The organism is Acidovorax sp. Root267, assembly GCF_001429215.1.
Lineage (GTDB): Bacteria > Pseudomonadota > Gammaproteobacteria > Burkholderiales > Burkholderiaceae_C > Acidovorax > Acidovorax radicis.
In genome coordinates this window covers 131,023-153,230 of sequence record NZ_LMJC01000003.1, presented here as the reverse complement: position 1 = coordinate 153,230, position 22,208 = coordinate 131,023, and the positions used below count along the sequence as shown (strand labels likewise).

Genomic DNA, 22,208 nt, shown 5'->3' with positions numbered 1-22,208 from the left:
TCGGTATCGTTCAGTCCGTCAATGCCTGCATGCCTTGCGCCGGTGTTGAAAGGCAGATTCCCATACCAACGACCGAGGAGACTTTTCCGATGCCACATTCCACCCCTGTCGCCATGCCCCAGCGCCTGGCCGTCGCCGTTGCGCTGGCTTTGACGTCGCTGTGCGGCGCCGCCAGTGCGCAGACCGAGCTCGTGATCGCCACCGTGAACAACGGCCACATGATCGAGATGCAAAAGCTCAGCAAGAACTTCGAGCAGGCCAACCCCGACATCAAACTCAAGTGGGTCACCCTCGAAGAAGGCGTGCTGCGCCAGCGCGTCACCACCGACATCGCCACCAAGGGCGGCCAGTTCGACGTGATGACCATCGGCATGTACGAGGCGCCCATCTGGGGCAAGAAGGGCTGGTTGCAGGAGCTCAAGACCGACGCCGCCTATGACGTGGACGACCTGCTGCCCGCCGTGCGCAACGGTCTGTCCATCGACGGCAAGCTGTTCGCCGCGCCGTTCTACGGCGAAAGCTCGATGCTCATGTACCGCAAGGACCTTGCCGACAAGGCGGGTGTGCAGGTGCCCGAGCGTCCCACCTGGCCGCAGATCAAGGACCTGGCCGCCAAGATGCACGACCCCAAGAACGGCGTGTACGGCATCTGCCTGCGCGGCAAGCCGGGCTGGGGCGACAACATGGCGTTCTTGACCACGCTGGTGAACACCTTCGGCGGCCAGTGGTTCGACATGCAGTGGAAGCCGCAGCTCGAGTCCAAGCCCTGGAAGGACGCGATCACCTTCTACGTCGACCTGCTCAAGAACTACGGCCCACCCGGCTCGTCGGCCAACAGCTTCAACGAAATCCTGGCGCTGACCAACTCCGGCAAGTGCGGCATGTGGGTGGATGCGACCATCGCGGCATCGTTCGTGAGCGACCCCAAGCAGTCCAAGGTGGCCGACCAGATGGCCTTTGCCCAGGCCCCCACCATGAACACGCCCAAGGGTGCCAACTGGCTGTGGTCGTGGAACCTGGCCATCCCGGCCGGCTCGAAAAAGGTCGACGCCGCGCAGAAGTTCATCACCTGGTCCACCAGCAAGGACTACATCCAGCTGGTCGCCAAGACCAACGGCTGGGCCAACGTACCCACCGGCACGCGCAAGAGCACCTACGCATCGCCTGAGTTCCAGAAGGCCGCCCGCTTTGCCGCCGCCGAGAAGGTCGCCATCGACTCGGCCAACCCGACCGATTCGACCCTGCCCAAGAGCCCGTACGTGGGCGTGCAGTTCGCGGCGATTCCGGAGTTCCAGGCCATCGGCATCGCAGTGGGCCAGCAGATGAGCGCGGCGCTGGCCGGCAAGACGACGGTGGATGCGGCGCTGAAGGCATCTCAGGTGTCGGCTGACCGTGAGATGAAGAAGGCTGGGTATTACAAGTAAGGGGCCAGTCGGGTCGCTTTGCGGCCCGACCTGTCTCTGAATCAGCATTCCATCGGCATTCAACCGGCATTCAACCGGCATTCACGGCGTCGATTCGCCCTGGCCGTTATCACCGTTCGCCCTGAGCCTGTCGAAGGGCTGTTCGCAGAGTGCCCTGGCTTCGACAGGCTCAGCCCGAACGGTTGTGAGTGATTGGGACGGTGTGAACCTCGCAGTCCCTCGCCCACGCCACGCCACGCTATCTTTTTGCCGCTTTGACGGACTCTCCATGAACCGCCGCCTGCTTCCCCGTCTGCTGCTCACGCCAGCCATGGCCACGCTCTTCCTGTGGATGATCGTGCCGCTGGTGATGACGATCTACTTCTCGCTCATCCGCTACAACCTCATGCAGCCCGACCAGACGGGCTTTGCGGGGCTGGAGAATTTCGAGTACTTCGTCACCGACCCATCGTTCGGCGCGGCAGTGGTCAACACCATCTTGCTGCTGGGCAGCGTGATCCTCATCACGGTGTTCTTCGGCGTGGCGATCGCGCTGCTCATCAACGAGCCTTTTCCGGGCCGGGGCATCGTGCGGGTGCTGCTGATCTCGCCGTTCTTCGTCATGCCCACGGTGAATGCGCTGATGTGGAAGAACATGATGATGAACCCCATCTACGGCGTGCTCGCGCAGGTGTGGATCTTCTTTGGCGCAGCGCCGGTGGACTGGCTCACCGACCACCCGCTGTTCTCGGTCATCGTCATGGTGTCGTGGCAGTGGCTGCCGTTCGCCACGCTGATCTTCATGACCGCGCTGCAGAGCATGAACCACGAGCAGCTGGAAGCCTCGCGCATGGACGGCGCCAACTACCTGCAGCAACTGCGCTACCTGTACGTGCCGCACCTGGGCCGCTCGGTGGCCGTGGTGGTCATGATCGAACTCATCTTCTTGCTCAGCATCTTTGCCGAGATCTACACGACCACGGCCGGCGGGCCGGGCGATGCGAGCACCAACGTCACCTTCCTGATCTTCAAGCAGGCGCTGCTCAACTTCGACGCGGGCGTGGCCTCGGCGGGCGCGCTGTTCGCAGTCGTGCTGGCCAATATCGCGGCAGTGTTTTTGATCCGCATGGTCGGCAAGAACCTCGACAAATAAGACAAGAGGCAACGCACATGACTGCAACCACCACACGACGCCGTTCCAACTTTCCGCTGGGCCTGCTGGCCCTGCGCACCGCTGCCGCCTGGGGCGTGGCGCTGCTGCTGTTCTTTCCGCTGGGGTGGCTGTTCCTCACCGCCTTCAAGACCGAGCTGCAGGCCATCGCGGTGCCGCCGCTGTTCGTCTTCACGCCCACGCTCGAGAACTTCCATGAAGTGCAAGAGCGCAGCGACTACCTGCTGTACGCCAAGAACTCGGTCATCACCAGCGTGCTGTCCACCCTGGTGGGGCTGATGCTGGCTGCGCCCGCGGCGTATGCCATGGCCTTCTTCAAGGGCAAGTACACCAAGGACATCCTCATGTGGATGCTGTCGACCAAGATGATGCCCGCCGTGGGCGCGCTGGTGCCCATCTACGTGCTGGCGCAAAAGAGCCACCTGCTCGACACGCAGCTCGCGCTCATCATCGTGTTCGCGCTGTCCAACCTGCCCATCATGGTCTGGATGCTGTACTCGCACTTCAAGGACATCCCGCACGAGATCCTGGAGGCCGCGCGCATGGACGGCGCCACGCTGTGGCAGGAGGTGCGCCTGGTGCTGCTGCCGCTGGGCATGGGGGGCCTTGCATCCACCGGCCTCCTGTGCCTGGTGCTGTCCTGGAACGAGGCCTTCTGGAGCCTGAACCTCAGCGCCGCCAAGGCCGGCACGCTGGCCACGCTGATCGCTTCCTACTCCAGCCCCGAAGGCCTGTTCTGGGCCAAGCTGTCCGCCGCGTCGCTGATGGCCATTGCGCCCATCGTGGTGTTCGGCTGGTTCAGCCAGAAGCAGCTCGTTCAGGGGCTGACTTTCGGTGCCGTGAAGTAACGCGCTGCTTTCCTATCTAACGCAATCAAGATTTCAGGAACCTGATTCCATGGCCTACCTTCAACTGCGCGGCATCGAAAAATTCTTCGGCGAGCACCGCGCCATCAAAGGCATCGACCTCACCATCCAGCAGGGCGAGTTCATCGTCTTCGTCGGCCCGTCGGGCTGCGGCAAATCCACGCTGCTGCGGCTGATAGCGGGGCTCGAAGCCATCGACGGCGGCTCGCTCATGCTGGACGGACGCGACATCACCGACCAGCCGTCGAGCAAGCGCGACCTGGCCATGGTGTTCCAGAGCTACGCGCTGTACCCGCACATGAGCGTGTACGAGAACATGAGCTTCGCGCTCAAGCTCGCCAAGGTCGACAAGCAGGTGATCGACGAAAAGGTGCAGAACGCCGCGCGCATCCTCAACCTCACCAGCTACCTGCAGCGCACGCCCAAGGAGCTGTCGGGCGGCCAGCGCCAGCGCGTGGCCATCGGCCGTGCCATCGTGCGCGCGCCCAAGGTGTTTTTGTTCGACGAGCCGCTGTCCAACCTCGACGCAGCGCTGCGCGGCCAGACGCGCGTGGAGATCGCCAAGCTGCACCGCGACCTGGGCGCCACCACCATCTACGTGACGCACGACCAGGTCGAAGCCATGACGCTGGCCGACCGCGTGGTGGTGCTGCGCGACGGCGTGATCGAGCAGGTGGGTACGCCGCTGGAGCTGTACGACAAGCCGGCCAACCAGTTCGTGGCCCAGTTCATCGGCACGCCGCAGATGAACGTGGTGCCTGTGGACAAGCTGCCGCAGCCCGTGCAGCAGCAGGCGCCAACGGCCCGCGACGGTGCCGCCGTGGGCGCCATCGGCCTGCGCCCCGAGAACATCACCGTGCGCAACAACGGCGCCACGCCCGTGGGCGGCCAGGTGGACCTGATCGAAGCGCTGGGCGCCGAGACGCTGATCTACGTCAGCACGCCCGGCGGCGCGCAGTTCGTCTCGCGCCAGAACGACCGCACGGGCCTGCGCGCGGGCGATGCGGTCAGCCTGGACATCGATGCATCGCACGCGCACTGGTTTGACACCGCCGGCCGCGTTGTGGCGGGCCACGCAGCATGAGTGCCGCGCAGACCCTGCAAGGGCAGGTGGCAGCGGTCACCGGCGCTGCGTCGGGCATCGGGTTCGCCAGCGCCAAGGCCATGGCCGATGCCGGCGCGCGCGTGGTGCTGGTCGACCGCGACGAAGCCGCGCTGACCAAGGCCTGTGCCGCCATTGGCCCCAGTGCCTTGCCGCTGGTGCTGGACCTGCTCGATGCCCAGCAGTGTGCCAGCCTGCTGCAGCGCACGCTGGCGCTCGCGGGGCAGCTCGACATCTTCCACGCCAACGCCGGGCTGTATGTGGGTGGCGACCTGGTGGATGCCGACCCCGATGCCATCGACCGCATGCTGAACCTGAACGTCAACGTGGTGATGAAGAACGTGCACAACGTGCTGCCCCACATGATCGAGCGCGGCCGGGGCGACATCATCGTCACCAGCTCGCTGGCCGCGCATTTCCCCACGCCGTGGGAGCCCGTCTACGCGTCGTCCAAGTGGGCCGTCAACTGCTTCGTGCAGACCGTGCGCCGCCAGGTGTTCAAGCACGGCATCCGCGTGGGCTCCATCTCGCCCGGGCCCGTCATCACCTCGCTGCTGGCCGACTGGCCTGCGGAAAAGCTCGCCGAGGCCAAGGCGAGCGGCAGCCTCATCGAGGCCTCCGAAGTGGCCGACGTGGTGCTCTTCATGCTCACCCGCCCGCGCGGCATGACCATCCGCGACGTCGTGATGATGCCCACGAATTTTGATCTCTAGAACCCTGTTTTCACGCACCATGAATTTCATCCTGCATCTGGGCCTGGGCTCCTTCCACCGTGCCCACCAGGCCGTCTACGTCCACCAGCTGCGCCAGCAAGGTGACACGGGCTGGGCCATCACGGGCGGCAACCTGCGCCCCGACATGGCCGACACCATCGCGGCCCTGCAGGCGCAGGGCGGCCGCTATACGCTCGAGACCGTCACGCCCCAGGGCGAGCGCAGCTACACCGTCATCGAATCCATACAGCGCGTGATCCCCTACCAGAACGACCTGGCCCCGCTGATCGCTGCTGGCGCCGACCCTGCCACGCGCATCATCAGCTTCACGGTGACCGAGGCGGGCTACTACCTCGATGCCCAGAACCAGCTCGACTGGCCCACGTTTGCCGACCTGCGTGCCGATCTCGCGGCCGTCAAAGCCGGCCAGGCAGGCCACACCATCTACGGTGGTCTCGTCAGCATCCTGCGCGCGCGCATGCGCTCGGGCGCTGGCCCCGTCACGCTGATGAACTGCGACAACCTGCGCCACAACGGCGACCGCTCGCGCAGTGGCCTGCTGCAGTTCATCGACGCGCTGGGCGACGCAGAGCTCAAGGCCTGGGTGGTGCAGCACACCAGCAGCCCCAATGCCATGGTCGACCGCATCACCCCGCGTCCCACGCCCGACGTGGCCGAGCGCGTGCGCGCAGCCACCGGCTGGGACGACAAGGCGGCGCTGATGGGCGAGAGCTTCATCCAGTGGGTCATCGAAGACCACTTCATCGCCGGCCGGCCCGACTGGGAGACCGTGGGCGTGGAGATGGTGCAGTCGGTGCAGGCGCACGAAGAGGCCAAGATCCGCCTGCTCAACGCCACCCACAGCTGCATTGCCTGGGCCGGCACGCTGGCGGGCTACCAGTACATCCACGAAGGCACGCACGATGCCGCCATCCGCCAGATGGCCTACGACTACGTCACCGACGATGCGATCCCCGTGTTGCTGCCATGCCCCATCGACCTGCAGGCCTACCGCGACGTGGTGCTGGACCGCTTCGGCAACCCCGCCATTGCCGACACCAACCAGCGCGTGGCCATGGACGCGTTCTCCAAGATCCCCGGCATGATCGAGCCCACCATCCGCGACAAGCTGGCGCAGAGCGCACCGTTCGACAGCGTGGCCATGCTGCCCGCGCTGTTCCTGGCCTACCTGCAGCGCTGGCACGCGGGGCAGATCCCCTACAGCTACCAGGACCAGGCCATGGATCCCGCCGTGGCCCATGCCATCTGCGATGCCGCTGACCCCGTGGCGGCCTTTGCGGCCGACACGACCTTGTGGGGCGAGATGGCCGGCCACCCCCGACTCGTAGACGCGTTGCGCAAAGCCTATGCCCGCGTGTTGGCTTTTGTGGCAGAGCGGACAGGCGCCTGATGCTGGTGTAATTTGAGCCCACTATCGCCATGACCGTGAAGATGCCCATCGCCCCGCGCCAGACCAAGCCCGAGCTGGAGCACGACTATGTGCGCTCGCCCGCGCTGGGCTACGAGTCGCCCGAGACGGCGGGCTTCATCCGTTGTTTGTCGCACGGGTTTCCCACGCCGCTGGCGCGCTGGCATTACCACGACGAGTACGAGCTGCACCTGATCACGGCCACCTCTGGCAAGGTCTTTGTGGGGGACTGGATCGGTCAGTTCCAGCCCGGCCACCTGGTGCTGACCGGGCCGCGCCTGCCGCACAACTGGATCAGCATGGACCTGCCCGAAGGGGGCGTGCCGCTGCGCGACCTGGTGATCCAGTTCTCGCACGCGCCGCTGGTGGCCAGCAGCGAAACCATCCCCGAGCTGCGCGAGGTGCTGCCTCTGCTGGAGCGCGCGCGCCACGGCGTGGAGTTCTTTGGCATGGAAGCGCAGGCCCAAGACCACTGGCACCGCATCAAGGCGCGCCAGGGGCTGGCCCGGTTCGGCGCGTTCTGCGAATTTATGAGCGACCTGGCGCGCTGCACCGACTTTCGCCTGCTGTCGAGCACGCAGCTGCAAAGCGAGGACAACGATGCGCAACTGGACCAGATCAACGCCATCGTGAGCCGCATCACCGACCATCTCGCCGACCCGCTCTCGGCGGCCGACCTGGCGCAGGAGCTGGGCATGACCGAAAGCCGCTTCTCGCGCTTCTTCCGCCGCGCCACGGGCAACACCTTCACCGACTTCGTGAACCTAGTGCGCGTGAACCGTGCGTGCCAGCTGCTGATGGAAACGGACCGCTACATCACCGACATTGCGTACGACGTGGGCTTCAACAACATGGCCAACTTCAACCGCCGGTTTCTGGACATCAAGGGCATGACGCCGAGCGAGTACCGCAAGCAGGGTGTGGGTCGGTATGGAAAGTCCCCCTGAGTCGCTTGCAGCGCCTGCCTCCTGAAAAGGGGGCGACGCCCTTGCTGCGAGGTGGCTCTGGCTGGGCGTCCCTGGCCTGGAGCGCTCCCGTTGCAAGCGGCAGGGGCATTGCTTTCACTTTGATCCACTGACATTTGCCCATCATCCATGTACCTCGGAATCGATTTAGGCACCTCGGGTGTCAAGCTCCTGCTGCTCGACGAAACGCAGACGGTGATCGCCACTGCCGACGCTGCCGTGGCCCAATACCGCCCCCAGCCCACCTGGAGCGAGCAGCACCCGGCAGACTGGCTGGCCGCGGTAGAAACCGCCGTGGCGCAGCTGCGCGCGCAGGCGCCTGCCGCGTGGGCGCAGGTGCGTGGTGTGGGGCTGTCGGGCCACATGCACGGCGCCGTGGTGCTGGGTGCGCAGGCCAACGTGCTGCGCCCCGCCATCCTGTGGAATGACGGCCGCGCCAGTGCGGAATGCGCCGCACTGGAGCAGGCTGTGCCCACCTCGCGCCAGATCACCGGCAACCTCGCCATGCCCGGCTTCACCGCGCCCAAGCTGCTGTGGCTGCGCACGCACGAGCCAGAGGTGTTTGCACAAATCCGCACCGTGCTGCTGCCCAAGGACTGGCTGCGGTTGCAGCTCACCGGCGATGCGGTGAGCGACATGTCCGACGCATCCGGCACGCTGTGGCTGGATGTGCAGGCCCGCGCCTGGAGCCCGGCGATGCTGCAGGCCTCGGGGCTCGATGCATCGCACATGCCGCTGCTGGCCGAGGGCAGCGCGGCTACCGGCACCTTGCGCGGCGATGTGGCGCGCCGCTGGGGCTTGGGTGATGGGGTGGTGGTGGCGGCAGGCGCGGGCGACAACGCCGCCAGCGCCGTGGGTGTGGGCGCCCGCACCACGGGCCAGGGCTTTGTGTCGCTGGGGACCTCGGGTGTGGTCTTTCGTGTGACGGATGCCTTTGCACCTGCCACCGAACGCGCCGTGCACGCCTTTGCGCATGCGCTGCCGCAGCGCTGGCACCACATGTCCGTCATGCTCAGCGCAGCCAGTGCGTTTGGCTGGGTCACGCGGCTCATAGGACGGGGTGATGAGGCACAACTGTCGGACGCCGTGGGCGCCATGCCCGCCAGCCGGCAGGCACAGGCACCGCTGTTCTTGCCCTACCTGAGCGGCGAGCGCACGCCGCACAACAATGCGGCTGCGACCGGTGTCTTCATGGGCCTGCGCGCCGAGCACGACGCCACCGACCTTGCCTACGCCGTGATGGAAGGCGTGGGATTTGGCCTGCTGGATGGCCTCAACGCCATGCGCACCGCTGGGGTGGGGCAGGGCAGTGTCGTCGCTGTTGCGGGGCATGGCGATGCCGCCCTGGCGCTGGTCGGCGGCGGAGCCCGCAGCAACCCCTGGGCGCAGCTCTTGGCCAGCGCGCTGGATTGCCCGCTGCAGCGCCCCCAGGGCGCACACGCCGCCGCTGCCCTGGGCGCCGCCCGCCTGGCTGCCATGGCCTGCGGTGGCGACGAAGCCCACTGGTGTCAGCCCCTGCCCGCCGACGCCACTTTCAGCCCCCAGCCCGCACAACAAGCCCTGCTGGCCGAGCGCTACGCCCGCTTTGTCGCGCTATACCCGGCACTGCAATCGCAGTTCTGACGCTGCTGTCCGCATCCTCTTCACATCCACCATGACTTCGGTACACAACACTTTCCAGGCCACGGCTCCCATACAGGCCGCCATTGCAGGCGAGGCCCTTATCGATCTCATCCGCCGCCCCGACGGCAGCTACCTGCCGTGCCTGGGTGGTGCGCTGTACAACCTGTGCCGCGCGCTGGCCCGGCAGGGCGTGGGCACGCAGTACCTCAACCCCTTGTCGCGCGATCGCTTTGGCCGCGAGCTGGCCGCGCAGCTGGTCGCCGACGGCGTGTTGCTCGCCCAGCCCGAGCCGGTGCAACAAGTCACATCACTGGCCGTGGTCAACCTCAATGAACACGGCCACCCCGACTACGCCTTCTACCGCGAAGGCGTGGCGGACCGCGCCGTGTCGGCACAAGGCCTGGACGATGCCTGCACCGCCTTGCCAACACTGCAACTGGTGTGCACCGGCGCGCTGGCGCTGGACGCACGCGACACCGCCATCTACCTGCCCTGGCTCGAAGCCCAGCGCGCAGCAGGCCGCTGCGTGGTGGTCGATGCCAACCTGCGCCCCTCCGTCATGCCCGACTCGGTTGCCTACCGCACCACGGTGCACGCCGCGCTAGCCCACGCCCACATCATCAAGGCCAGCGACGAAGATCTGGACCACCTTGCCGTGCCCGGCACTGACGCCCTGGCCCGTGCCCGCCACCTGCTGGCCGCCAACCCCCAGGCCCACCTGCTGGCACTGACGCTGGGGGGGGATGGTGCATGGCTGCTGCATCGCAACGGCGCACAGTGTTTTGCCAAGGAGGCCCAGCCGCTGCAGGTGGTGGACACCGTGGGCGCGGGCGACAGTTTTCTGGCGGGGCTATTGGCTCACCTGCTGCGGCAGGCGCAGGCTGCCGGTGGCGCGGAGAGTTTTGCGCATTTCGTCGCAAGCTTGACGGCTGAAACGTGCCAGCACGCGCTGCGCCACGCGCTGGCCAGCGCGAGCCTGTGCGTGATGGAGCAGGGTTGTGTTCCACCGGGGTGGGAGGCTGCGAACGAGTGGAGTCGGCTGCATCCGGCAGCCCAAGACCCAGCTTGAGTAACGGGACCGCAGACGTTCTTATCTTCGGGCCGTCTATCATTTCCCCTCGCAAATTTGCGGAGGATGCAGATGACAGAGTTTGTGGTTGCGATGCTGTGGTCGGTGGTGGAGGTGCTGCTGGTGTATACCGGTGCGCTGTTGGTGCGCTTTCTCAGCTTGGGCCGCTGGCGCACGGAAAACGCGCGCAACAAGGAAGCCCGCATCTTCGCACCCGCAGGGGCGTTGTCGTTTCGGCGTGATGGCCAGCGTGTGGTGACCGCGAACGGGGTGTACATGGAGGGCTTCCTGTTCTATGCAGTGCTGGCGGTGGGGCTGGTGAGTGTGGTGCGATGGGGCTCAGCAGCATGACGGCCTCTGGTGAGGCGCCCCACGCACTGTGCGTCGTACCGGTCGGCTGCGGTACAGCACAAGCCGCCTGCCACGTCGTCCGCCAGTCCATCACCCACTGCTGCGCGCCCGACCACGGTAGCGACCCCGCCATCCTCGCCGCATGGCTGGCCAACAAGACCCCAGAGAACCTGGCCGCGTGGATCACCGCACCCGATGCAATGGCGTGGGCCGCTTACCGGGGAGAGGCGATGGTGGGTTTTGCCCTTTTGACGCGGACCACGCTGGCGCTTTGCTATGTGGTGCCAGAGGCCTTGCACCAGGGCGTAGGCCACGCCTTGTTGCGTGAGGCCGAGGCCCGTGCGCGAGAGTTGGGGTTGGTGGCCCTGGAGCTGGAGAGTACGCGCACGGCGGAGGCTTTTTACCGCCGCAATGGCTATGAAACCGCAGGTGCAGTGCAGTCTTGGGCAGGGCTGCAGGCGCAGCCGATGCGCAAGGTGTTCTGAAGAGCGCTCTGGGCCGCGTGGGCCGCGATGCCCAGAGCCACGACCCCGCCGAGTGCCCTGTTCATCAGGGTTGTGGCCGTCGTTGGAAGTGAGAATTTTGATAAAAAATGGCTCTGGCGCTTGATGCGTAAGCGCAAGCAGCTATTGTTTTAATAGTAAATCTCGGCGTGGCTGGCAGGCGTTGATCAGAGTTCCTGCGCGTAGACGATGGACCCATGGTGCTTGGCCATCTTGTCGTACAGCAGTCGCGCGGTGGTATTGGTTTCGTAGGTCTGCCAGTACACCCGGGACGATCTGGCCGCGCGTGCCGCGTCGTAGACGGCATCGATGAGCGCACGCCCCACGCCCCGGCCCCGTGCGGCCTCGTGGGTATACAGGTCGCTCAGGTAGCAAATCGGATCGATGCGTGTCGTGCTGCGGTGAAAAAGGTAATGAGCAAGCCCGAGGATCTTGCCGTCCGCAGTGTCCTGCGCCACGAGGCAGAAGACGGGCTCTGCCGGGTCCAGCAAGCGCTGCCAGGTGGTTGCGTTGATGTGTTCGGGCAGCGCGGTGGCGCCAAAGCGGCCGTAAAACGCGTTGTAGCCATCCCAGAGCGGCCGCCATGCGGCGTAGTCTTCGGACTGAACGGGGCGCACGGAAACGGTAGCGGTCATGGGACGGGCCTTCCTGGAAAGGGTTGCGGATGGGCGGTGAACAGGGGGCGCAAGGGATGGCGGGGGCTGTGGCCTTGTGGGGCCACCGTCTGTCAGGCGCGTGGCTGCAGCACCCGCCCGGGATTCATGATGCCCTGCGGGTCCAGCGCCTGCTTGATGGCGCGCATCATCGATAGCGCCACGGGCGACTGGTACTTCTCCAGCTTGTCGGCCTTGAGCTCGCCAATGCCATGCTCGGCCGAGAACGAGCCGCCGAACTCGGCCACGGCCTCGTACACCAGGTGGTGCACATGCTGCTCATGGTCGCGCAGGAAGGCCTTGGCATCGCCTTCCGCGGGCGCCTGCACGTTGTAGTGCAGGTTGCCGTCGCCCAGGTGTCCAAAGTTGACCAGGCGCACGCCGGGGATTTCGCGCTGCAGCACCGCATCGGTGTGCGCCACAAAGGCGGGGATGCGCGAGATCTGGATGGAGATGTCGTGCTTGATGTTCAGGCCTTCCTCGGCCTGCGCGAGCGGAATGTTTTCGCGGATGTGCCAGAGCTGGCTGGCCTGGGTGAGGTTCTCGGCCACCACGGCGTCGGTCACGCAGCCCAGCTCGAACGCGGTCTCCAGCAGCGCTTCGAAACGGGCGCGGGCATGTTCCTCGGATTCGCTGTCGGAGTTTTCGAGCAGCACACACCAGGGCGCGTTCTCGTCGCCCAGAAACGGCACGCGCAGTTGTGGCATGTGCTTGCCCACCAGGCTCAATGCGAACTGGCCCATGACCTCGAAGCCCGTCAGGCCCGCGCCCAGCTGCTTGTGCGCCAGGCCCAGCAGCGCCACGGCGTGTTCCATCGACGGCACGGCGGCCCAGGCCGTGAGGCGTGCTGCGGGCTCGGGGTAGAGCTTGAGCGTGGCGGCGGTGATGATGCCCAGCGTGCCTTCGCTGCCGATGAACAGGTCGCGCAGGTCGTAGCCGGTGTTGTCCTTGCGCAGGCCCTTGAGGCCGTCCCACACCTCGCCCTGGGCGGTGACCACTTCGAGGCCCAGGCACAGGTCGCGTGCATTGCCATAGCGCACCACCTGCGTTCCGCCCGCGTTGGTGCCCAGGTTGCCGCCGATGGTGCAGCTGCCCTCGGCCGCCAGCGACAGGGGAAACAGCACACCCGCGTTCTGCGCAACGTCCTGCAGGTTCTGCAGGATGCAGCCGGCTTCCACGGTCATGGTCAGGTTGTCGGTGTCCACGCTGCGCACCGCGTTCATGCGCGTGAGGCTCAGCACGATCTGCGTGCCGGAGTCGTCGGGTGTGGAGCCCACGGCCAGGCCGGTGTTGCCGCCTTGCGGCACGATGGAGGTGCCCGCTGCGGCGCAGGCCTTGACCACGGCGGCCACTTCCTGCGTGCTGGCGGGGCGCACCACGGCCAGGGCCTTGCCGCGCACGCGGCGGCGCCAGTCCTGCTCCCAGGCAGAGAGGTCGCCTTCGGTGATCACATGGGCGGGGCCGACAAGGGTGCGCAGGGTGTCAAGCAAAGTGGTCATGGCAGAGCTTTTTCAAAGTCAGGAAAAGGGTGTGGCAGCGGTGGCAGCAGCATCCAGGGTGTTCACGGCATCGATGGCATCAACATGCATTGACAGCCATCAGGGCGCCAATGTGGCCGCAGGGACTGCCGCTGCTGCTGCCGCGGCCTTCGCATTGCGCTGGCGCAGCCGCACGTGCAACGTGCACGCGGTGAACAGCACCAGGCACAGCGCCACCTCGGCCCAGGCGAGCCATTGCGAGGGCGGCTTGTCGCTCCAGCCGCGCACCACGCCTTCGGTGAAATACAGCCAGATCACCAGGCTGACCCAGCGGTAGGTGTACATGCGGTTCTTGAGGATGCCGGCGAGCGGAATGCACAGCGGCAGCGCCTTGAGCGCCAGCCAGGAGCCGCCGGGGCGCAGCGGGGCCAGCACCAGCTCCCAGGCCAGGCACAGCGCGATCAGCGCCAGCAGGCAGCCGGTGGCCACCCAGCGCGTGGCGGCCACGGAGTTGTCGGAGGGGAGCGCGGGCACGGAAGCGGCGGCTGGGGCGGCGGGAGCGGCGGGGGAGGCAGTCATTGGGGTGGCATCATATCGGCCATGCCCTTTTCCTTACAGACAGTAGCGTCGCGCACCGAAGCGCTGATGACCGAGCTGTCGCACTTTCCCTGGCGGACCACTGCGCAGACCTTGCGCGAGCGGTTCCGCGAAGACCACCTGGGCCTGACCGCCAGCAGCCTCACCTTCACCACCATTTTGGCGCTGGTGCCCTTCTTCACCGTGGCGCTGGCGGTGTTCACGGCGTTCCCCATCTTCGGCAAGCTGCAGGATGCGCTGCAGGGCTGGCTGGTGAACAGCCTGGTGCCCGACAGCATCTCGCGCCAGGTGCTCGGTTACCTCACGCAGTTTGCGGCCAAGGCCAGCAGCCTGGGGGTGGCCGGTTTCAGCATCTTGCTGGCGACGGCGCTGGCGCTGATCCTGACCATCGACCGCACCCTCAACGACATCTGGCGCGTGCAGCGGCTGCGGCCGCTGGGGCAGCGGGTGTTGATCTACTGGGCCGCCATCACGCTCGGCCCGCTGCTCATGGGGGCCAGCCTGGCGCTCACGTCGTATGTGATGTCGGCCTCGGGCGGGCTGGTCAAGCGCCTGCCCGATGGTGTGCAGCTGCTGTTCGATTCGATCCAGTTCGTGGTGCTCGCGGGCGGCATGGCGTCGCTGTACCACTATGTGCCCAACACGCCGGTCAAGTGGCGGCATGCCTGGACGGGCGGGCTGTTCGTGTCGGTGTGCATCGAGCTGGCCAAAAAGGTGCTGGCGCTGTACCTGGGCAAGGTGCCCACCTATTCGGTGGTGTATGGCGCGTTTGCCACGCTGCCGATCTTGCTGGTGTGGATCTATGTGGCCTGGGTCATCGTGCTGCTGGGGGCGGTGGTCACGGCCTACCTGCCCAGTTTGCTGGCGGGTGTGGCGCGGCGCAGCACGGTGGCGGGCTGGACGTTTCAGCTGGCGGTGGAGGTGCTGCAGCAGCTGCACCGCGTGCGCCACCAGCCTCTCAAAGGCCTGCGCCCCGGCCAGCTCGCCCAGTTGCTGCGGGTGGACGTGCTGCAGCTGGCTCCGGTGCTGGAGGCGCTGACCGCGCTGGACTGGGTGGGCCAGGTCAACGATGCGGCCGTGGACGCATCGGATGTGCCCGAGCCCCGCTATGTGCTGCTGGCCAACCCGGGGGCGACACCCCTCGCACCGCTGGTGCAGCGCCTGCTGCTGGAGCGCGCCGAGAGCCTGCAGCCGCTGTGGTCACAGGCCCGGCTGGACGGATTGCTGCTGGAGGATGTGCTGCAGCCGGGTGCTGGTGCTGACCCCGCCCAGGGCGCGCTGCGGGCAGGGTCGGTGTAAGCTATCGAAAATATAGCTGCTTTCGCTTGTTGGATAAGCGCTAGGGCCTATTTTTACTTGAGTTTATCGCCGTGGCAGCTGTGGCGAATCACCGCTTCAGAACGGCACCTTCCCCGTCCAGATGTCCTTGTACATCACCCAGTCGCCCATGAAGCTGTAGAGCGGCCGCTTGAAGCTGGCGGGCTTGTTCTTCTCAAAGCCGAAGTGACCCACCCAGGCAAAGCCGTAGCCGCACAGCAGCCCGTACAGCAGGTACTGCGGCTTGCCCGTGGCCAGCAGCATGGCCATGCAGACCAGGGTGAGCGTGGAGCCCACGAAATGCAGCCGGCGGCAGGTACGGTTGCTGTGCTCGCTCAGGTAGAAAGGGTAGAAGTCGGCAAAGCGCTTGAAGGTGCGCGGGTCGGTGGGTGTGCGGGGTGCACTGATGTCCATCGTTGTCTCCTTGTGGGCGGGACTGCCCCGGTGCCAATCGCTTTATACGCCCAGGCCCCAAAAAATGCTGTGCCTTGATGGACAGGGGTTGTTGCGGGCTGTCCTTGAACGGGTTCTGCCACTATGGCCATGATGACTTCCATTGAATCCACCACCACCCCACCTGGCGCTGCCCCGGCAGTGGGCCGCGAGCACGCCATCGATGCACTGCGCGGCTTTGCGCTGCTGGGCATCCTCATGGTCAATGCGGGCAGTTTTGCCTCTACCTACTTTGGCGTGGGGGTGTCCGACCCGGCCTTCTCGCGGCCCGTGGACCACGCTGTGCGGTGGCTGGTGAGCTTCCTCTTCGAGACCAAGTTCTACCTGCTGTTCTCGCTGCTGTTCGGCTACAGCTTTGCGCTGCAGATGGACGCCGCCCAGCGCGCCGGCAGCGCTTTTGTTCCGCGCTTTCTGCGGCGCCTGCTGGGGCTCTTGCTGCTGGGGCTGGGGCATGCGTGGCTGCTGTTTGCGGGCGACATCCTGGTCACCTACGCGCTGCTGGGCCTACTGCTGCTCGCGTGGCGGGGCGTGCGCCCGGCCACGGCGGCGGTGTTGGCACTGGCGCTGCTGGGCGCCACTGCCGGGGGCTGGGGCCTGCTGGCCTGGCTGGTGGCACAGGTGCCGCCGATGGACCTGCCCCTGGCCGAGCTGCACGCGAAGGCGCAGCAGGCCGCGCAGGCGTATCGCGCCAGTGCCCTGGAGGCCATTGCGCAGCGTGGGCGGGACATGGCCGAGGGCGTGTGGTTTGTGCTGGTATTCGTGCAGGGCCCGTGTGCGCTGGCCATGTTCCTGCTGGGGCTGGCGGCGCACCGCACCGGCTACCTGGCCACCGTGGCGCGGCAGCCTGCGCGGCTGCGCCGCTGGATGGCGTGTTGCCTGCCTGTGGGTGTGGCGGGCGCGTTGTTCTATGCCTCGGTGCAGTCTGGGGTCAGCGGGGCCCAGCAGCCTGAGCAGGTGGGCCTGGCCGCGCTGGCGGTGGATTTGGCCACCGCGCCGCTGCTCACTTTCGGCTATGTTGCGCTGCTGCTGTGGCTTCTGCAGCGCGGCCCTGCCGGCCAGCGACTGGGCGCGGCGCTGGAGCCTGCGGGGCGCATGGCGCTGTCGAACTACCTGCTGCAGTCGCTGGTGGGGGCGCTGGTCTTCACGGCCTATGGCCTGGCGCTGGTGGGCCAGGTGTCGCCAGGGTGGGTGGTGCTGGGCGTGCTGGTGCTGTACGCCACCCAGCTGGCGTGGAGCCGCCGCTGGATGGCCATGCATGCCTATGGCCCGGTGGAGTGGCTGCTGCGGGCCTTCACGCTCTGGCAGTGGCCTGTCTGGCGGCGCGGCGCACGCTGACCTGCGGTGCGGCAGGCCAGCGGCGTGTATTGCCTCTGCGGGATTAGCGGGCCAGGAAATCGCGCAGTGCGAACAGCGTTTCTTCCGGTGCCTCGGTCATCTGGTGGTGGCCCACCGGCAGGTTTGCCACCTGCACCGATTTGCCCGCTGCACGTGCAGCACTGATCAAACCCTGCGCGGCCTTGGGCGCGGTCATCTGGTCCTGCGCGCCCAGCGCAAACAGCACTGGGCAGGTGAGTTGCGCCATGGCGGCCTCGCCCCCCGCATAGCTGTCGCAGGCCACAAACCCCCGGTGGAACACGTTGACGGCCGGGTTGCTGCGCAGCACCTTGCGGCCCAGCGCCATGCTGGCGCCAAACACCCAGGTGCCCGGCCCCAGCGCCGACGGGGGTGCAGCCAGCGTGTTGCGCGAAAAAACGTTGACCATGCGCAGGGCCTTTTCGGGGTCGCTCTGCGAGGCCTCGATGAGGGCGGGCGACACCTTCATCGGGAAGGCCGTGCCCACCAGCACCAGGTGGCTGACGCGGTCCTTGAGCCGCGCGGCGGCTTCCATGGCGATGAGAGAACCCCAGCTGTGCCCCACCAGCGCCGCGCGCTGCACGCCTGCGGCATCGAGCAGTGCGCCGATGAAGTCGGCCGCCTGTTCCACCGATGCGGGGGCTTCACCGCCGCTGCGGCAGTGGCCCGGCAGGTCGATGGCCAGCACGTTCCAGCCGTGGTTGGCCATGTAGCGGCTTTGCAGGGCCCACACGCTGTGGTCGTTGAGCACGCCGTGGATGAACACCACCGTGGGCTTGGCAGCATCAAATGCCTTGCCGCCGGTGTAGCAATAGATGGCAGCGCCGTTGACTTGGAGGTGCATGGTCAGGACTCCCGCCGGGCCGCCCCAAGGGAGGCCTGCGTCCCCTTGGGGGGCAGCGAATACACGAAGTGATGAGCGTGGGGGTTCATGGGTTTACTGCTTTCTCGGCGGCTTTCAACGCGCGCTTGAGGTCGTCGATCAAGTCATCGGCGTCTTCGAGGCCAATGGACAGCCGGATGGTGCCCTGGGTGATGCCCGCGCTGGCCAGGGCCTCGTCGGTCATGCGGAAGTGCGTGGTGCTGGCAGGGTGGATCACGAGGCTGCGGCAGTCGCCCACATTCGCCAGGTGGCTGAAGACCTTGAGGGTTTCGATGAATTTCTTGCCCTGTTCGCGGTTGCCCTTGAGGTCAAAGCTGAACACCGACCCTGCGCCGCGCGGCAGCAACTTTTGCGCGAGCGCATGGCTCCCGTGCGATGCCAGCATGGGGTGGCCCACGCGCGACACAAAGGGCTGCGCGGCCAGAAATTCCACCACCTTCTCGGTGTTGCGCATGTGCTGCGCCATGCGCAGCGGCAGGGTCTCGACGCCCTGCAGAATGAGCCAGGCCGTGTGCGGGCTCATGCAGGCGCCAAAGTCGCGCAGGCCCTCGCGGCGTGCGCGCAGCAGGAAGGCGCCCACAGTGCTTTCTTCGGTGAACACCATGTTGTGAAAGCCGTCGTAGGGCTGGGTCAGCTCGGCAAATTTGCCGGCGGATTTGGGGCCGTCCCAGTCAAAACTGCCGCCATCCACCACGATGCCCCCCACCACAGTGCCGTGGCCCGAGAGGAACTTGGTGGCCGAGTGGTAGACCAGATCGGCGCCATGTTCCAACGGCCGCATGAGCCAGGGCGAAGTCAGGGTGGAGTCCACCAGCAGCGGTACGCCCGCCTCGTGGGCAATAGTGCTCACGGTGGGGATGTCCAGCACATCCAGGCCCGGGTTGCCCACGGTCTCGCCAAAGAACAGCTTGGTGTTGGGCCGCACGGCGGCGCGCCAGGCGTCGATGTCGCCGGGCTTCACGAAGGTGGTCTCGATGCCAAAACGCGAGAGCGTGTAGTGCAGCAGGTTCTGCGAGCCGCCATACAGGGCTGTGCTGGCCACGATGTGGCTGCCGGCGCCCATCAATGTGGCCACGGCCAGGTGCAGCGCTGCCTGGCCGCTGGCGGTAGTGATGGCGCCCACGCCGCCTTCCAGCGCCGCCACGCGTTGCTCCAGCACCGCGTTGGTGGGGTTGCTGATGCGGCTGTAGACATGGCCGCCGCGCTCCAGGTTGAACAGCGAGGCCGCATGGTCGCTCGATTCAAAGACGAACGACGTGGTCAGGTGGATGGGGGTGGCGCGTGCGCCGGTGGCGGGGTCGGGGCTGGCGCCAGCGTGCAGGGCCAGCGTGTCAAAGCCGGGGTCGGAGTAACCGGGCATCTGTGTGTCTCCCATGTTGTCAATTCAGCCGGGCATTGTGGGCTATATTTGGTAGCAAATTGTCTACAGCGCCTGCCGCGCTGCTCTTGCCCTCTCGGAGACCCAGCACCATGAAAGTCAGCGACATCCTTCGCGTCAAAGGCAACACCCTGTACACCGCTTCGCCCGACGAGCCGCTGGCAGGTGCCGTGGGCCTGATGGCCGAACGCGACATCGGCTCCCTGGTGGTGATGGAGCATGGAGACCTGGTGGGCATGCTCACCTTCCGCGAGGTGATCCAGGCCGTGGTCAAGAACGGCGGCAGCGTGGGAACGATGCTGGTGCGCACGGCGATGGACGATGCACCCCTGACCTGTACGCTCGAAACCGACATGGACGAAGTGCGCCGCATGATGCTGGACCGCCATGCGCGCTACATGCCCGTGATGGACCGCAAGATGCTCATGGGCGTGATCAGCTTCTACGACGTGGCCAAGGCCGTGGTGGACAGCCAGAACTTCGAGAACAAGATGCTCAAGGCCTACATCCGCGACTGGCCGGAAGACGAATCCCGCAGCGGCTGACCGCCGCGTCGCCCGGGTACCGGGCTCTATTCTCAGCGCAGGCCCGGCACCTGCGCGCCAAGCCAGGCCTCCAGCTCATCCGGTGGCATGGGTTTGCCAAACAGATAGCCCTGCATGACAGGGCAACCGTGGGCCTGCAGCCATTGCTGTTGCCCGCTGGTTTCCACCCCTTCGGCCACTACCACCATGCCCAGGCTGTGGGCAATGCTGAGTACCGATACCGTGAGGGCGCGTGCGGTGGGGCTGGTGGTGAGGTCTTGCACAAACGCCATGTCCAGCTTGAGTTCGCTGATGGGCAGGCGGTGCAGGTAGCTCAGGCTGGAGTAACCCGTGCCGAAATCGTCCAGCGAGAGCTTGAACCCCTTGTTGTGCAGCGCCTCGATGTTGGCCAGCGTCACCGGTCGCGCGTCCATCATCACGCTTTCGGTGATCTCCAGCAGCACATCGTCCGTGCTCAGGCCGTGGCGCTCCAGGGCATCACAGACCTGCTGTGCAAACTCTGCCTGGTGGAAGCTGCGCCCCGACAGGTTCACGGCCACGCAGGGCACGCTGTGGCCGGCCGCACGCCATGTCGACAGCTGTGCACAGGCTTCGTCCAGCAGCCACAGGGTCAGCTGGTGAATGAGCCCGGCTTCTTCGGCCACGGGGATGAACCGGGTGGGGGGCACCATGCCCCATTCGGGGTGTTGCCAGCGCGCCAGGGCTTCCACGCCGTGCAGGGTGCCAGGTGCAATGCTGAGCACCTGGGGCTGGTAGTGCAGGCTGAGGCAGCGGTCGGCCAGGGCCTGGCGCAAGGCACGTTCCAGGGCGGCGCGCTCCTGCGCGCGCCGGTTCATTTCGGCACTGAACAATTGCAGGCTGTGCCGGTGATCGCTTTTGGCCTGGACCATGGCCTGGTCGGCATGGCGCAGGAGTGTGTCGATCGCATCGCCATCTTCCGGAAACATCGCAATGCCAATGCTGGCGTGGCAGACATGGGCCTGTCCGTGGATGTCCATGGGGCGTGCCATTTCTTGCAGCATGCGGTGGGCTGTCTGCACGGCCTGCTCGGTGGTGCATTCGGACAGCAGCAGCACAAATTCATCACCCGCCAAGCGGCCAATCAGATCGCGCGCACGCAGGCATTGCGTCAGCCGCTTGGCCACCTCGCACAGCAGTGCGTCGCCTGCGGCATGGCCTTGTATGTCATTGATCTGCTTGAAGCGGTCCAGGTCGATGAACAGCAGCGCGCCGGGGTGGTTGTCCTGCCGCAGGCTGGCAAGCGCCCGTGCGGCACTGCTGCGGAACATGGCGCGATTGGGCAGCCCGGTGAGTTCGTCAAAGAAGGCAAGCTGGTGAATACGCTCGCGTGTGGCGTTGCGCTCTATGGCCAGCGCGCACAGGTGCAGGCACACGTCCACCAGCCGGTGGTGCAGCGCGTCCGGGCCGCGCGGCTCCCGAAAGTAGAACGCAAAGGTGCCAATCACCTTTCCCGTATGGTCACAGATCGGGCTGGACCAGCAGGCCCGCATGCCACTGGACTCAAACAGGGCGCGGTAGTCGGCCCACAGGGGGTCGGTGGCAATGTCTGTGACCGCCACGGGTTCGCCCCGGAAGGCTGCGGCACCGCACGAGCCCGCACGGGGCCCGATGGGAGCTCCGTCGAGCGCCTGGCTGATAGCAAGCGGCAGCCCCGGCGCCGCCAGCGGGCGGAGCAGGCCCCGCTCGTCCACGGCCAGGATGGATGCCGTGACTTCGGGGGCGATGCGTTCGACTTCGCGGCATACCAGGGTCATCAGGTCTGCCAGCGGCAGTTCGTTGACCATTCCCTCGAGCACCCGCTTTTGCAGCACTTCGTGCATTTTGGTGAGCGTGATGTCGGTCAGCACCGTGATGGTGCCGCCCGGCCCGCCTGAGGCCTCGTCCGAGGCATTGATCATCATCGCCACCCAGCGCGGCTGGCCGGCCTTGCTGTACAGCAGCGTCTCGACATGGAAGACGCCCTGCTTGTGGATGCCGTCACGGATTTCCCCCAGCAGCCCCGGGTCGGAGTGCGGGCCCAGCAACACATCACTGAGGTATTTGCCCAGGACCTCGGTGGGGCTAAACCCGAACAGGCGTGTGAACCCTTCGTTGACATACACCACGTGCCTGGCACTGTCGCTCATCACAATGGCGTTGTCGCTGGCGTCCAATGCCCGGCGCAACGGGGCATCGGCCAGGGGGGCTGGCGGCGGGGTGCCGGGGTGGGATGGGGAATCGGAAGAGTGCGGGGCTGAAACGGGCATGAACGTCCCAAAGATCGGGTACTGATGCTAGCAAGCGCGCGTTGCAATGCCAAGCGCGTTTGTGGCGTGTGTTTGTCTGCACCACATTT

21 protein-coding genes are annotated in these 22,208 nt (G+C 66.3%); 14 read left to right on the top strand and 7 right to left on the bottom strand.

What is annotated here, in order from left to right:
• Positions 1-89: 89 nt before the first annotated feature.
• The 11 genes from ASE39_RS05810 to ASE39_RS05760 all read left to right on the top strand — a co-directional run bounded on the left by ASE39_RS05810 (position 90) and on the right by ASE39_RS05760 (position 11,177).
• Positions 90-1,424 carry a sugar ABC transporter substrate-binding protein gene (locus ASE39_RS05810; RefSeq protein ID WP_057270517.1) on the top strand — a complete coding sequence of 445 codons (1,335 nt, stop codon included), beginning with the start codon at positions 90-92 and terminating at the stop codon, positions 1,422-1,424.
• A gap of 268 nt (positions 1,425-1,692) precedes the next feature.
• Positions 1,693-2,556 (top strand): sugar ABC transporter permease, encoded by an 864-nt coding sequence (locus ASE39_RS05805; protein WP_057270516.1) that lies wholly within the window; start codon positions 1,693-1,695, stop codon positions 2,554-2,556.
• 17 nt (positions 2,557-2,573) lie between these two features.
• Complete coding sequence (locus ASE39_RS05800) at positions 2,574-3,422, top strand: carbohydrate ABC transporter permease (RefSeq protein WP_056163515.1); 849 nt, start codon at positions 2,574-2,576, stop codon at positions 3,420-3,422.
• A 49-nt stretch (positions 3,423-3,471) separates the two neighbouring features.
• Positions 3,472-4,524 (top strand): ABC transporter ATP-binding protein, encoded by a 1,053-nt coding sequence (locus ASE39_RS05795; protein WP_057270515.1) that lies wholly within the window; start codon positions 3,472-3,474, stop codon positions 4,522-4,524.
• The gene (locus ASE39_RS05790; RefSeq protein ID WP_057270514.1) at positions 4,521-5,255 is read left to right on the top strand and encodes an SDR family oxidoreductase; all 735 of its coding nucleotides are present in this window, start codon (positions 4,521-4,523) and stop codon (positions 5,253-5,255) included. The genes ASE39_RS05795 and ASE39_RS05790 overlap by 4 nt, the downstream gene beginning before the upstream one ends.
• Before the next feature lie 19 nt (positions 5,256-5,274).
• Complete coding sequence (gene dalD / locus ASE39_RS05785; RefSeq protein ID WP_057270513.1) at positions 5,275-6,666, top strand: D-arabinitol 4-dehydrogenase; 1,392 nt, start codon at positions 5,275-5,277, stop codon at positions 6,664-6,666.
• Positions 6,667-6,695: 29 nt separating this feature from the next.
• Positions 6,696-7,631, top strand: coding sequence for an AraC family transcriptional regulator (locus ASE39_RS05780; RefSeq protein WP_057270512.1), 936 nt, complete (start codon positions 6,696-6,698; stop codon positions 7,629-7,631).
• A 147-nt stretch (positions 7,632-7,778) separates the two neighbouring features.
• Positions 7,779-9,272, top strand: a complete 1,494-nt coding sequence (gene xylB / locus ASE39_RS05775; protein WP_057270511.1) for a xylulokinase — start codon at positions 7,779-7,781, stop codon at positions 9,270-9,272.
• 31 nt (positions 9,273-9,303) lie between these two features.
• Positions 9,304-10,341 (top strand): PfkB family carbohydrate kinase, encoded by a 1,038-nt coding sequence (locus ASE39_RS05770; RefSeq protein ID WP_057270510.1) that lies wholly within the window; start codon positions 9,304-9,306, stop codon positions 10,339-10,341.
• Positions 10,342-10,413: 72 nt separating this feature from the next.
• Complete coding sequence (locus ASE39_RS05765) at positions 10,414-10,692, top strand: hypothetical protein (RefSeq protein ID WP_057270537.1); 279 nt, start codon at positions 10,414-10,416, stop codon at positions 10,690-10,692.
• A complete protein-coding gene (locus tag ASE39_RS05760) occupies positions 10,689-11,177 on the top strand; it encodes a GNAT family N-acetyltransferase (protein WP_057270536.1) in 489 nt (162 codons plus the stop codon). Before ASE39_RS05765 ends, ASE39_RS05760 begins: the two co-directional genes overlap by 4 nt.
• A gap of 185 nt (positions 11,178-11,362) precedes the next feature.
• Here ASE39_RS05760 and ASE39_RS05755 read toward each other — a convergent pair whose 3' ends face one another.
• From ASE39_RS05755 to ASE39_RS05745, 3 genes are all read right to left on the bottom strand, one after another.
• Positions 11,363-11,830: a GNAT family N-acetyltransferase gene (locus ASE39_RS05755; RefSeq protein ID WP_057270509.1), complete on the bottom strand. Its 468-nt coding sequence runs from the start codon at positions 11,828-11,830 to the stop codon at positions 11,363-11,365.
• Positions 11,831-11,922: 92 nt separating this feature from the next.
• Complete coding sequence (locus ASE39_RS05750) at positions 11,923-13,347, bottom strand: FAD-binding oxidoreductase (RefSeq protein WP_010457789.1); 1,425 nt, start codon at positions 13,345-13,347, stop codon at positions 11,923-11,925.
• Between the two features lie 99 nt (positions 13,348-13,446).
• Entirely contained in the window at positions 13,447-13,905 is a 459-nt protein-coding gene (locus ASE39_RS05745) for a DUF2069 domain-containing protein (RefSeq protein WP_199864244.1), read from the bottom strand.
• A gap of 21 nt (positions 13,906-13,926) precedes the next feature.
• On the opposite strand from ASE39_RS05745, the gene ASE39_RS05740 reads away from it, so the two are divergent.
• The gene (locus ASE39_RS05740; RefSeq protein WP_035198662.1) at positions 13,927-15,222 is read left to right on the top strand and encodes a YihY family inner membrane protein; all 1,296 of its coding nucleotides are present in this window, start codon (positions 13,927-13,929) and stop codon (positions 15,220-15,222) included.
• A 96-nt stretch (positions 15,223-15,318) separates the two neighbouring features.
• Here the strand turns inward: ASE39_RS05740 and ASE39_RS05735 are convergent, their stop codons facing one another.
• Entirely contained in the window at positions 15,319-15,654 is a 336-nt protein-coding gene (locus ASE39_RS05735) for a DUF962 domain-containing protein (protein WP_057270508.1), read from the bottom strand.
• 123 nt (positions 15,655-15,777) lie between these two features.
• On the opposite strand from ASE39_RS05735, the gene ASE39_RS05730 reads away from it, so the two are divergent.
• Entirely contained in the window at positions 15,778-17,028 is a 1,251-nt protein-coding gene (locus tag ASE39_RS05730; RefSeq protein WP_082615343.1) for a DUF418 domain-containing protein, read from the top strand.
• 43 nt (positions 17,029-17,071) lie between these two features.
• On the opposite strand, the gene ASE39_RS05725 is transcribed toward ASE39_RS05730, so the two are convergent.
• Positions 17,072-17,890 carry an alpha/beta hydrolase gene (locus tag ASE39_RS05725; RefSeq protein WP_010457798.1) on the bottom strand — a complete coding sequence of 273 codons (819 nt, stop codon included), beginning with the start codon at positions 17,888-17,890 and terminating at the stop codon, positions 17,072-17,074.
• A gap of 85 nt (positions 17,891-17,975) precedes the next feature.
• On the bottom strand, positions 17,976-19,289 hold the full coding sequence (locus tag ASE39_RS05720; protein WP_057270507.1) for an O-acetylhomoserine aminocarboxypropyltransferase: 1,314 nt from the start codon (positions 19,287-19,289) through the stop codon (positions 17,976-17,978).
• Positions 19,290-19,399: 110 nt separating this feature from the next.
• Here ASE39_RS05720 and ASE39_RS05715 point away from each other — a divergent pair, with 110 nt between their 5' ends.
• Positions 19,400-19,852, top strand: coding sequence for a CBS domain-containing protein (locus ASE39_RS05715; protein ID WP_057225702.1), 453 nt, complete (start codon positions 19,400-19,402; stop codon positions 19,850-19,852).
• Positions 19,853-19,884: 32 nt separating this feature from the next.
• On the opposite strand, the gene ASE39_RS05710 is transcribed toward ASE39_RS05715, so the two are convergent.
• On the bottom strand, positions 19,885-22,119 hold the full coding sequence (locus ASE39_RS05710; protein ID WP_082615342.1) for an EAL domain-containing protein: 2,235 nt from the start codon (positions 22,117-22,119) through the stop codon (positions 19,885-19,887).
• Positions 22,120-22,208: the final 89 nt, after the last annotated feature.